Consider the following 12,506-nt stretch of genomic DNA (forward strand, 5'->3'; position numbering starts at 1 on the left):
TGCCTGCTTACTCTTCATCCGGTAAGCCGCTTCCTGGTGTTTACACCCTCGTGGAGAATATCGGAGTCGAACCGATGACCTCTTGAATGCAAATCAAGCGCTCTAGCCAACTGAGCTAATCCCCCGTCTGTGCAATTAGTAATGAACAATGTGTAATGAACAATATTGCTAATTGTTCACTGCTCATTTTTCATTGCCTGTGTAGTCCCGCCCAGACTTGAACTGGGGACCTCTACATTATCAGTGTAGCGCTCTAACCAGCTGAGCTACGGGACTGTAAGTACTTATAAGGCTTTGCTTCAAGCTTTAAGCCATAAGCTAACAGCCTTCCGCTTTGCTCCAGTATTATTTTAAAAAGGAAGAAGTAAGCATCCTCTGCTCTAATTTCCTCTCAGAAACCTCTCGTGTCGGCTCCAGAAAGGAGGTGTTCCAGCCACACCTTCCGGTACGGCTACCTTGTTACGACTTAACCCCAGTCATTGGTTTTACCCTAGGCCGCTCCTTACGGTTGCAGACTTCAGGTACCCCCAACTTCCATGGTTTGACGGGCGGTGTGTACAAGGCCCGGGAACGTATTCACCGCGCCATGGCTGATGCGCGATTACTAGCGAATCCAGCTTCATGGAGTCGGGTTGCAGACTCCAATCCGAACTGAGACCGGCTTTTGGGATTAGCATCCTGTTACCAGGTAGCTGCCCTTTGTACCGACCATTGTAACACGTGTGTAGCCCTGGACATAAGGGCCGTGCTGATTTGACGTCATCCCCACCTTCCTCTCACCTTACGGTGGCAGTCTCGCCAGAGTCCTCAGCTTTACCTGCTAGCAACTGACGATAAGGGTTGCGCTCGTTATGGGACTTAACCCGACACCTCACGGCACGAGCTGACGACAACCATGCAGCACCTTGTAAAACGCCCCGAAGGGAAGTCACCTTTCGGCAACGGTCATTCTACATTTAAGCCCAGGTAAGGTTCCTCGCGTATCATCGAATTAAACCACATGTTCCTCCGCTTGTGCGGGCCCCCGTCAATTCCTTTGAGTTTCAACCTTGCGATCGTACTCCCCAGGTGGATAACTTAATGCTTTCGCTAAGCCGCTGACTGTGTATCGCCAACAGCGAGTTATCATCGTTTACGGCGTGGACTACCAGGGTATCTAATCCTGTTCGCTCCCCACGCTTTCGTGCATCAGCGTCAGTTACGCTTTAGTAAGCTGCCTTCGCAATCGGTGTTCTGAGTAATATCTAAGCATTTCACCGCTACACTACTCATTCCGCCTACCTCAGGCGCACTCAAGCTATACAGTTTCAATGGCAGTTCTACAGTTGAGCTGCAGCATTTCACCACTGACTTATATAGCCGCCTACGCACCCTTTAAACCCAATGAATCCGGATAACGCTTGCATCCTCCGTATTACCGCGGCTGCTGGCACGGAGTTAGCCGATGCTTATTCCTGCAATACCGTCAAATCACTACACGTAGTGACCATTCTTCTTGCAGAAAAGCAGTTTACAACCCGTAGGGCCGTCATCCTGCACGCGGGATGGCTGGTTCAGGCTCTCGCCCATTGACCAATATTCCTCACTGCTGCCTCCCGTAGGAGTCTGGGCCGTGTCTCAGTCCCAGTGTGGGGGATCATCCTCTCAGAACCCCTAGGCATCGTCGCCTTGGTAAGCCGTTACCTTACCAACAAGCTAATGCCACGCATGCCCATCCTGTACCGCCGAAACTTTAATCCATAAACCATGCGATTCACGGAAACTATGGGGTATTAATCCGGATTTCTCCGGGCTATCCCCCTGTACAGGGCAGGTTGCATACGCGTTACTCACCCGTGCGCCACTCGTCAGCGTCCCGAAGGACCTGTTACCGTTCGACTTGCATGTGTTAAGCCTCCCGCTAGCGTTCATCCTGAGCCAGGATCAAACTCTTCGTTGTAATCAAAAAGTTTAAATGTCTATTTGCCTGGCACGATCAGTTTTTCCTCTAAAAGAAAATTGAACTTCTGGTGCTTATCTTCTTTCCTTTTCAATATTTTCAATGAACTTGTTTTTCTTTCTCTTCGCTTCCCCGGCCCAACCCTCGGTTGCCGTCGGACGGGCCGAAAAAAGCGTTGCAAAGATAGAAATCTTTTCGCGTTATCTCCAAATCTTTTTTACCTTTTTTCTTAAGGCTTCAGTACCCGGAAATCAACGCCCGTTTTTCAAAAACGTGGCGGCAAATATAAAACCTTTTATCCCGATTCTCCAAATACTTTTTCAAAAAACTTTGCGGGGTGATTTTTACGGGTAAAAACCGAACAAATCCGGCCTCTCTGTTTCCCTTTTCAACCTCCCACTGAACGCTGCTCCCCTTTCGGAAAGCGGATGCAAAGAAAGCGTATTTTTTCGTATTACTCCAAACTGGAACGCGACTTTTTTAACAAAAGAATCAAAAGTCGCTCATTTACAAGAGTAAAAATTTTCTAATACGTCAATGGATTACATGCCTTTTTCGTTAGAGGGCGAATTGTTAAACGAGATCGAAGGGCAAAAGGTTTACAGATTTCAGAAAAAATTCACCTCTGAGAAGGAAATTTTACAAAACGACTCACCACGGCATAGCTAAGTAAGTTCGGAAACCCGAACAGACATCGACTTGAAAAGACAAAATACCTTCATTCCAACTTCAAGCCTCAACCTTTCCGTTGAACTCCGGGTCAACTCGACCAATAACGGAAATCCTACATCCACCAGACAAACAACCTGACCATTCTCGTGGAGCAAACGCTTAATGTTTCCCTCCAGCTGATTTTGAATAGAAATTTCCGGAACAGGATGCAACGAGATGGCAATATCGCCTGGCGGAACCGAAACTTTTACTTCTCTCCCCAAGGCAACACCTTCATTGCAAGCTTCGCAATGCACCTTTACCTTTTTCTCCCCTTTCTCACCGGTAAGTGTTGTTATTCCCCGCTCTTCGTCGACTTCATCGACATAGAGAGAAATCACATTCAGCAATCCCTCTCCGGAACTTCGGGGCAACATTTTTCGTGATAAAACCAGATCGAGATATTTGCCGAATGCCTCCACGCGACCATCCCGAACCATGAGAATTTCATCGGTCAGGCGAAGAATATCGGGCAAGTCGTGACTCACGACCAACATAGGGATTCTGTATTTCCGGTGGATACGAACCAGGTAAATCAGGATTTGTTCCCGTAAGGCGACATCGACTGCAGAGAATGGTTCGTCCATCAGCAGTAACTGTGGTGAACGTAGCAAAGCCCTTCCCATTGCAATCCGCTGCTGCTCACCACCCGAACATTGCTCTGGCTTCTTCTTCAGAAGATGTCCAATTTCCAAAGTAGAAACCACATCATCGAATTGAATGTGTCGCTGCGACTTGGACAAAAGCTTTTCACCATACCGGAGATTCTCTTCTACCGAAAGGTGTGGAAAAAGCCGCCCCTCCTGGAAAACAACCCCCAACTTCCGGTTACGGGAAGGAATGTCTATTTTCTTTTCTTTATCAAGAACAACCTCGTCGCCGATGCGGATAAAACCGTTATCCGGACTCAGCAAACCACTGATTAACTGAAGTAACGTTGTTTTTCCATGTCCCGACGGACCATAAATCCCGGTAATACCTTCTCCAAAGACACATTCCATATCGAACTGAAACTGCCCACGTGATAAAGTTGCCTGGAATTCAATAACGTTCTTCATCCGAATAACTCTTCTTTTGATTGACTATTTTTTTGACCGCTTGATGGCTCTTCGGTTCAGGAATTCTGCCACAATCATGGCCAACAACGACAACAGAACCGAAATCATTACCAAACGGAAAGTTGCGGTGTCCTGTCCGGGAACCTGCATATAGGAAAAAACGGCCAGTGGCAGTGTTTGTGTCTCTCCTTCTATGTTTCCCGCAAAAGTGATGGTCGCTCCGAATTCACCCAGGCTTCGGGCAAATCCCAAAACAAACCCGCTGATAATGCCCGGCGAAGCCATCGGTAGTGTCACCGAAAGAAACGTCTTTAATCGCGAGGCACCTAATGTGCGGGCGGCCTCTTCATATCTTTCGTCGACCAATTCGATAGCCAGCCTGATGGAGCGAGTAATTAACGGAAAAGAAACAACCACACTGGCCAACAACGCTGCATAAAAACTGAACGCGATGCGAATTCCGGTGAGGTCATAAAGCCATTTTCCTATGACTCCGTTCGTGCCAAGGATGATGAGTAAAAGATAACCTGTTACGACCGGCGGTAAGACCAAAGGTAGATGTATCATCCCTTCCAGCAGCGCTTTCCCACGAAAGTGATTCCGCGCCAAAAACCAGCCTATAGCAATAGCAAAAGGCAGTGCAATAACCGAAGACCAGATTGCCACTTTCAGCGAAAGTGAAATGGCCGATAAATCAGAAGCAGTAAAATGAAACAGGTCGGTCATTTGTTAGTGTTGGATTTTCCCGGCTCAGCAATGGCTTTGAAACCGAACTTTTTCCAAATATAATCAGCTTCAGCGGAATGCAAATAATTCAGCAATGAATCAGCAGCGAAACCACCAAATTTTCCTTTTGCAGCCCAATATTCAACTGGTTGATGAGAGCTTTCCGGAAAAACTCCCACTGCCCTGACTTTTTTTGACTTCATGGCATCGGTTGCATACACAATCGCCATTTCACATTCGCCCAACTCGACCACCATCAAAGCAGAACGCACATCTTTCGTCTTCAGGAAACGAGACTTCAGTGTTTCATACCATCCTAATGATTTCAATGCTTCGGCGGCATATTGTCCCGCCGGAACATGAGCCGGATCGCCAATTGCCAATCGTCCTGCAAATACTTTAGGGAAATCCAGTGATGAAGAAATATTCAATGTATCGATTGGGCTGTTTTTAGGAACGACGGCAACCAACCCATTCCGGGCCACCGGAAAACAGACAGTTGAATCAGCTGAGCCATTTTCAGTGGCAAACTTCATCCATCTCGGACTGGCCGACAAATAGATGCCTGGCGTAGCTCCTTCCTGCATTTGTCTCGCCAACGTTCCGGAAGAAGCAAAATTCAATGTAACCTTCATTCCCGATTTTGCCTGATATTCTTTAGCCAGTGTTGTCATTACATCGGCTAAACTAGCTGCCGCGAAAACGCTAACCGTCTTACTCTCCTTTTCCGATGAAGTATCCTTCTTCGAATGACAGGAAAAAGCAAATATCAGCATGAGGCTAATTAGTCCGGTTTTAATGCGCATACAATCACAATTTTTACAAATATAGAAAGCTAACTGAGAAGGTTTTCTGCTCGTAAACATTTACGGCAAAATGATCGCATATTTTACATATCGAAGCAAAATCAGATTACTCTTCAGGCATTATTTATGATTAATTTTTATTATTTTTACTGTTACACGAATAATATTTTCACTGTATTTGAAGCCATTTTATTGCGATTTAAAATTCGAAAAAATGGGCTGCTAAGCCAATACAGGCCGCCGGAATTTCTTCGTGATACAGAACTCAATTAAACTTTTCCCAGATGAGCCAGATTATTCAATGTAACCTAACCACACATTCGCACCAACTAGCTTTTATTGATTTGCTGAACCACTATATTTCGGACGATATGGGGGGCGGCGATACTTTGAGCCGTTCAAAAGCTGAAGAACTTTATGAGCAATTGAATAACCAACCCAATTTCCGGGCTTTTTTCGTTTTGTACGAAGGAGAGGTGGCCGGAATGATTACCACATTCAAAAACATGTCCACTTTCCAGGTAAGGCCACTTATTAACATTCACGATGTGATTGTGAAGAAAAGCTACCGGAACAAAGGATTAGGGCATAAACTGGTAGGTTATGTGCTTGAGTTGGCACGAAACGAGAATTGCTGTCGGGTTAATCTCGAAGTACGGGAGGATAATCACCGCGCAATGGAGGTTTACCGAGACTTTGATTTTGGGCCTACCAATCCCAAAATGCTTTTCTGGGAACGCATACTTGACGACACTGAAGAGCATGAAAAATCGACAGCTACCGAAGAAGACCTGTTAAACGATTAAAATAAGAAGAGGCCCCGAATGAGGCCTCTTTCCTTTTATGCTTCGTATTTATAATGTCCGATATCTTCGAGTGATGAAGCGCGGATAAATTCAGCTCTTGAACGAACTTCAGCCTTGGCAATTTTATTGAATACGGCTGCCGAACGCAGGAAGGAATTGTCGCGGTTGGTATCGAGAACCAACAGGTAACTCATGACGATGTAACCTGCCATCTCTACCAAACGACGTGCGTGGAAATCGAGGAATTCATTATCCTCTGCATCATGCACTTTTTTCACTGCTTCTTCGTAATCTTCGGTAAGCGAAATGAGTGTACGACGGAATTTTTCAAGTTCCGGCTTTAGATCCGCCTTTTCGTATTCACGTATTTTCTTCAGATAACCGCCAGTTGTCACACCACGAATAGCAGCGACAACCTGCAACTGCGTAGTTCCTTCATAAATGGAAGTAATACGGGCATCGCGGTAGATACGCTCCACAGGATAATCCTTCATAAAACCGGAACCGCCATGAATCTGAACGGCATCGTAAGCATTCTGGTTACAATACTCAGAACTGATACCTTTAGCCAGCGGCGTAAAGAAATCTGCCCAACGCTGATATTCTTTCATTTCGTCGCGCTCTTCTTTCTCCAGTTTGCGCTCTTCGGCAATATGCTGATAAGTCTTGTAGACATCTACAAAACGGGCAGTTTCATACAACAAAGTACGCGAAGCATCGAGTTTGGCCTTCATTACCGAAAGCATTTCGTATACGGCCGGGAACTCGATAATGGCTTTGCCGAACTGCTGACGCTCACGGGCATAATCCAAAGCTTCCCGGTAGGCAGCCTCTGATACACCAACCGACTGTGCAGCAATACCCAGACGGGCACCGTTCATCAACGCCATTACGTACTTGATAAGTCCCATGCGACGGGTACCCACCAACTCGGCCGGAGCATTTTTGAATACCAATTCACAGGTTGGAGAACCGATGATACCCATTTTATGCTCGATACGGCGAACGGTTACGCCTCCCTGCTGCTTATCGTATACAAACATAGAAAGACCGCGGCCATCCTTGGTGCCTTCTTCCGAACGAGCCAGAACCAACGAAATATCGCCGTCGCCGTTGGTGATGAAACGCTTCACCCCATTCAACAACCAAACGTCTTTCTTCTCGTCGTAAGTTGCTTTCAGTTGAACAGACTGCAAATCGGAACCGGCATCCGGCTCGGTCAAATCCATTGCCATGGTCTCCCCTTTGCAAACCCGCGGCAGATAATGTTCTTTCTGCTCAGGAGAAGCGAACTCATTCAGAGTTTCAGCACAATCCTGAAGTCCCCAGATGTTTACAAAACCAGCATCGGCGCGCGAAACAATGTCGGCTGCCATGATGTAAGGAACAATCGGGAAATTGAGACCGCTATATTTCCGCGGAAGCGTGATTCCCATCAAGCCGGCATCCACCAATGCTTTGATGTTTTCAGCTGTTCCGCTCGCATAATTCACATGACCATCGACAACCTCGGGACCTTCCTGGTCGACACCTTCAGCATTTGGAGCAATGATGTCGCCACAGATTTCGCCCACCACTTCCAGTACACGATCGTAGCTATCCATCGCGTCCTCGAAGTCGATTGGTGCGTAATCAAATTTTTCCTTATCGGTGAAATTCCGCTCTTTGAGAGCCACAATCTTTTGCATCAGCGGATGCGAAAGATGGAATTTCAAATCTTTATTATCGCTATAATAATTTGCCATTTCTCTTGTTTTTTCGGGACAGACCCGGTTCAACCCTCAATTACTTGGTGTTCTTTTTATAAAACCTGATCATCTTGGGAATCACTTCGCCCACATCACCGTGAATTACATAATCGGCAATGCTGTTGATCGGCGCATCGGGATCGGTGTTGATAGAGATAATCTGAGCCGATTCTTCCATTCCTGCGCGGTGCTGAACCTGTCCCGAAATACCACAAGCGATGTACAACTTCGGCCGAACGGTTACACCGGTTTGTCCAATCTGGCGCTCATGCTCAGCATAACCGGAGTCAACGGCAGCACGTGAAGCACCGACTTCGCCACCCAGCACTTCGGCCAACTCGTATAACATTTTGAAGTTTTCTTTCGAACCAACGCCATATCCGCCGGCCACGATGATAGGTGCGCCTTTAATGTTCACCTTCTTTTTCTCCATGTGGCGCTCGATAACTGCTACCACAAAGTCTTCATCGGATACGTACTGCGCGACATCCAGCTTCTTCACCTTGCCTTTGTATTCCGGATTGAAAACTTCTTTTTTCATCACGCCTTCGCGGACAGTCGCCATCTGTGGGCGACACTCCGGATTGATGATGGTAGCAATGATGTTTCCACCGAATGCGGGGCGAATCTGATACAACAGATTTTCGTAAGTTTTACCGGCTTTCTTGTCCTCATGCGGGCCAATTTCCAGGCTGGTGCAATCGGCAGTTAATCCACTATGAAGAGCAGAAGAGACACGCGGTCCCAAATCGCGACCGATTGGCGTGGCTCCCATGAGGGCAATTTGTGGCTTTTCTTTGTCGAAAAGCTTATTCAGAATAGTTGCGTGAGGCAATGTGGTAAACGGCTCCAAACGAGGATCGTCGGCTATATGCACCACATCGGCACCATATGGAAATATCTGACTTTCGACGCCATCCAGTCCTTTACCGATGACGACCGCTTCCAGCTTGCATTTGAGTTGATTGGCCAGGCTTCGTCCTTTGGTCAGCAATTCCTGACTCACTTCGGCCACAACACCTTCCTCAACTTCGCAATATACAAATACGTTATTCATGATTTTCCGTTTTTAAATCATCAGTTTGAGCATTAACCGATGGTGTGGCTCAAAATCAATTCTTTCATTAACAAATCGATATCGTTGTCGATCGGCTCGAGAATCTTGGCATCCTTTGCTTGCAATACCACGTTCTCAATTTTTTTCACCTTCGTGGGCGAACCGCTCAGTCCAAGCTGTTCCTGCTCGGCCTTGATATCGTTCACTGTCATTTCACGAATATTGAGGTAAGGACGCGAATCATACAGGTAGAGATAATCCTCGCTGGCTTCCTGACGCTCGGTTACCGTGCGCGCGTGTTTGTATTTCATCAGCAATGTAGCATTCCGGGTACGACAGGGAGCAGCACTGCTGTTCACCGTTACCACCAGCGGCAGCGGCGCTTTAACGGTCTCGACACCGTTCTCGAGGCGACGAAGAGCCGTCACATGTTTCCCTGTGGAATCGATAATTTTCTCGACGTATGTTACTTGCGGAAATCCCAATTTCTCAGCTACCTGCGGACCAACCTGCGCTGTATCGCCATCGATAGCCTGACGGCCGGCGATAATTAAATCGACTTCACCCATCTCTCTGATAGCCTGAGCTAATGCATATGAGGTAGCCAGCGTATCCGAACCGGCAAAAGCCCTGTCTGTCAACAAAACACCGCCATCAGCCCCACGATACAATCCTTCGCGGATAATCTCAGCAGCACGGCCAGGGCCCATGGTTAATAACGAAACGGTTGTTCCCGGATAACGGTCTTTTAATTGCAAAGCCTGCTCCAGCGCGTTCAAATCCTCGGGGTTGAAGATAGCGGGCAAGGCTGCCCGATTCACTGTCCCGTCGGCTTTCATGGCATCTTTCCCAACATTTCGGGTATCGGGAACCTGTTTTGCCAAAACTATAATTTTTAAACCCTTCATAGTGATTTTGTATGAGTTTTATATTCACGGAAGTGAGCAAATATAGAATTTCAACCATATGTTATCAAGATGAATTTAAGACACTTAGGTCCGAATTAGGATTTCGTTTTGAAAAAAGGATAAAAGCACATCGGGTTCAGTACGCTCCACATCCCATGGGCCAAGAGATTAAAACAAATTAATCTTCCGGTCGAAAGTTTATAATACAGGGGAGGTCCTTCTCAATTTAGAATAATTTTATTTTTGGAAAGACTCTAAACAGGCCGAAACAGCGCGAATAGCCGTTGTGCAGCGGAAACTACTTACACTATATTATATGTCACTTTAGCTATCGGTTTTCGGAAAGTTAGTTCAAAACCGGCTTCTCACCTTTTCGCTTTATCGTTATCAGTTTATTCTCCGCCATGTAATTGGCAAACTTCTCGTAACCATGTTCCTGAATAAGTGAAATGGCTGCCGGGCGGTCGCTGTTAAACAATACCGACATTATTTTCGACATAAAACTGTTGTGGTATCGACATTCTCTTACATCGGAAAATTCATCGCAGTCGGCACAACTTTTAATGCCTTTTTCCCGGCAGCAAGCCCTGATTTTACACCAGGTCGCTTTTTCGTATCCTTCACATCCGGGACATTTTCCTTTTAAATATTTCGGACAGGAGCCACAATAAAGGCCACAATACGAAATGAGTTCGGTGTTTCCTTCCATAAATAATTGATTTAGTTGGTTTGCTGATTTGAAGTTAAGAAAACTCTTTCTAATGGTAGCAATTAAACGTGGCCCGATTGTTTACTGTCTGGAAGGGGCGGATAACCCGAAAATTGATCAGACAGAAGTGACCGATAATACCCAACTCACAGCCAGTTTCCAACCGAATCTGCTGAATGGAGTGGAAGTAATTTCAGGAAAAGACCCGTCGGTTGGTGAACAATTCACCGCTATCCCCTACTATGTTTGGAACAACCGTGGAGCCGATAAGATGAAAGTCTGGGTTCCTCAAAAATAACATCGACTATTTACAAAAAGGCTTCCCGGCAAAAACGGGAAGCCTTTTACTATCCCGGCTACGTCACCATTACCATTCTGTCCTCCTGAAAAAGACATTTGTCCACATCACTTTTCTTCGAGCGTAATATCTTGCTAACTTTAAACCAAGGAAGAATCCATACCAATGAAAAAGAAATTACTATTGATAGCTGCACTTGGTAGCATGGTGATGGCCTGCGAGAAAAACTCGACTCCGGGTGGCGGTGGAATTCAAGTTGACACAACAGCTACAGCCTCAACTGATACATTTAATATTCTTGATATAAAAGATACCTACGCCGATTTGGCTGACTATAGTCATTGGCGCGATTGGGGACCATACAATTTGCATGATCCATCGATTATGTATACCGGAGACTATTATTATTGCTATTCAACCGATGTAGCCTACGGACAAGATATCCAGCGAAGCAGTATCATGGTTCGTCGTTCCAAAGATTTAGTCGACTGGGAATATCAAGGCTGGGCTGTGGACGGTCTTCCTTCCCAGGCGGTTCAGTACATTAAGGACAACGGAGGTACCCCGTTCGATGGAGTTTGGGCTCCATACATCATGAAAGTAGGCAACCAATATCGTCTCTACTATTCCTTGTCGTCTCCCACACCGAAGTTGAGTGCCATCGGACTGCTCACCAGCACTTCTCCTGATGGTCCCTGGACCGAAAGTGGTCTCGTGGTTACCTCAAAAGAGTCGATTCAGATGACCAATGCCATCGACCCGACGGTTTTGGTTACACCCAGTGGTGACCAATATATGTACTACGGCTCAGCCTGGGATGGCATTTACATCCTGCAGCTTGACCCGGCAACCGGTTTACCCAAGAAAGCGAACGATAAAGGTGTTCGTATCGCAGCCCGTGGCTGGACCGGAAATACCGTCAATGGAAACATCGAGGGACCGGAGATTATTTATAACCAGGAACAGCAAAAATATTACCTGTTCATCTCGTATGACTGGCTCGAAACGAAATACAATGTCCGGGTAGGACGCTCCGACTCTCCCACTGGTCCGTTTGTCGATTACAACGGAGTGAACATGAATGAAAAGTCGGACAACATCCCGATGATTGAAGCGCCCTACAAGTTTATGGGACACGCCGGATGGCAGGGAACAGCTCATTGCTCCGTGTTCAAAAACAATGGCGTATACTACATGGCGAATCAAGGCAGACCCGTAGTGAACAAATACTTCATGGATATGATGGTTCGCCGCATCTTCTGGACCGACGATGGCTGGCCGGTGGTTTCGCCCGAACGATATGCCAACATCGAACAGTCGACAATCACAAAAGATGAGCTGACCGGCCAATGGGAACGGATTGTTTTAGGTTACCAGGTGGTACCCGGCTATGGAGATCAACAAACTTCCCCTGATTTGCAAGAATCTGTTTACATGAAAGTAGGAGCTGATGGCTCGTTAGATGACGACTCAGCTAATTCGTGGACATTCTCCGGCAACCAACTAACGCTTAACTGGAGCGACGGAACGACCGACAAAGTGATTGTGAGCCGTGGCTACGACTGGGAAAATCATAAAAAATGTTTGGTTTTCACCGGATTAAATAACCAGGGAACAGCCATTTGGGGCAAAAAATAAACTAACTTGATTATTCTTTCCCGGGGAAAATATGGATTCATTTTCCCCGAACAACAACCTTATAATTACCAGGGAAGTGTGTCTTTCAACGCACCCCATATG

Annotated in this window: 10 protein-coding genes, 2 tRNA genes and 1 rRNA gene; 3 read left to right on the top strand and 10 right to left on the bottom strand. The window is 46.4% G+C overall.

The window, feature by feature from the left end; all coding sequences use genetic code 11:
• Positions 1–51: 51 nt before the first annotated feature.
• From AC060N_RS16120 to modA, 6 genes are all read right to left on the bottom strand, one after another.
• Positions 52–125 (bottom strand) — tRNA-Ala (locus AC060N_RS16120).
• A 77-nt stretch (positions 126–202) separates the two neighbouring features.
• A tRNA-Ile gene (locus AC060N_RS16125) sits at positions 203–276 on the bottom strand.
• Positions 277–417: 141 nt separating this feature from the next.
• Positions 418–1,939, bottom strand: a 16S ribosomal RNA gene (locus tag AC060N_RS16130).
• A 665-nt stretch (positions 1,940–2,604) separates the two neighbouring features.
• Positions 2,605–3,708 carry a molybdenum ABC transporter ATP-binding protein gene (modC, locus tag AC060N_RS16135; RefSeq protein ID WP_479524712.1) on the bottom strand — a complete coding sequence of 368 codons (1,104 nt, stop codon included), beginning with the start codon at positions 3,706–3,708 and terminating at the stop codon, positions 2,605–2,607.
• Between the two features lie 24 nt (positions 3,709–3,732).
• On the bottom strand, positions 3,733–4,434 hold the full coding sequence (gene modB / locus AC060N_RS16140; RefSeq protein ID WP_479524713.1) for a molybdate ABC transporter permease subunit: 702 nt from the start codon (positions 4,432–4,434) through the stop codon (positions 3,733–3,735).
• Positions 4,431–5,240, bottom strand: coding sequence for a molybdate ABC transporter substrate-binding protein (gene modA / locus AC060N_RS16145; RefSeq protein WP_479524714.1), 810 nt, complete (start codon positions 5,238–5,240; stop codon positions 4,431–4,433). The genes modB and modA overlap by 4 nt, the downstream gene beginning before the upstream one ends.
• Before the next feature lie 284 nt (positions 5,241–5,524).
• On the opposite strand from modA, the gene AC060N_RS16150 reads away from it, so the two are divergent.
• Entirely contained in the window at positions 5,525–6,046 is a 522-nt protein-coding gene (locus tag AC060N_RS16150; RefSeq protein ID WP_463232937.1) for a GNAT family N-acetyltransferase, read from the top strand.
• 35 nt (positions 6,047–6,081) lie between these two features.
• Here the strand turns inward: AC060N_RS16150 and AC060N_RS16155 are convergent, their stop codons facing one another.
• The 4 genes from AC060N_RS16155 to AC060N_RS16170 all read right to left on the bottom strand — a co-directional run bounded on the left by AC060N_RS16155 (position 6,082) and on the right by AC060N_RS16170 (position 10,468).
• The gene (locus AC060N_RS16155) at positions 6,082–7,791 is read right to left on the bottom strand and encodes an acyl-CoA dehydrogenase family protein (RefSeq protein WP_463232936.1); all 1,710 of its coding nucleotides are present in this window, start codon (positions 7,789–7,791) and stop codon (positions 6,082–6,084) included.
• A gap of 40 nt (positions 7,792–7,831) precedes the next feature.
• Entirely contained in the window at positions 7,832–8,851 is a 1,020-nt protein-coding gene (locus AC060N_RS16160) for an electron transfer flavoprotein subunit alpha/FixB family protein (protein ID WP_463232934.1), read from the bottom strand.
• 32 nt (positions 8,852–8,883) lie between these two features.
• Positions 8,884–9,735 carry an electron transfer flavoprotein subunit beta/FixA family protein gene (locus AC060N_RS16165; protein ID WP_463232932.1) on the bottom strand — a complete coding sequence of 284 codons (852 nt, stop codon included), beginning with the start codon at positions 9,733–9,735 and terminating at the stop codon, positions 8,884–8,886.
• Between the two features lie 370 nt (positions 9,736–10,105).
• On the bottom strand, positions 10,106–10,468 hold the full coding sequence (locus AC060N_RS16170; protein WP_479524715.1) for a DUF3795 domain-containing protein: 363 nt from the start codon (positions 10,466–10,468) through the stop codon (positions 10,106–10,108).
• Between the two features lie 52 nt (positions 10,469–10,520).
• Here AC060N_RS16170 and AC060N_RS16175 point away from each other — a divergent pair, with 52 nt between their 5' ends.
• Entirely contained in the window at positions 10,521–10,766 is a 246-nt protein-coding gene (locus AC060N_RS16175) for a hypothetical protein (RefSeq protein ID WP_479524716.1), read from the top strand.
• Positions 10,767–10,931: 165 nt separating this feature from the next.
• A complete protein-coding gene (locus AC060N_RS16180) occupies positions 10,932–12,404 on the top strand; it encodes a family 43 glycosylhydrolase (RefSeq protein ID WP_479524717.1) in 1,473 nt (490 codons plus the stop codon).
• The last annotated feature ends 102 nt before the right edge of the window (positions 12,405–12,506 follow it).

The sequence above is a fragment of the Prolixibacter sp. DSM 2831 genome, assembly GCF_056493735.1.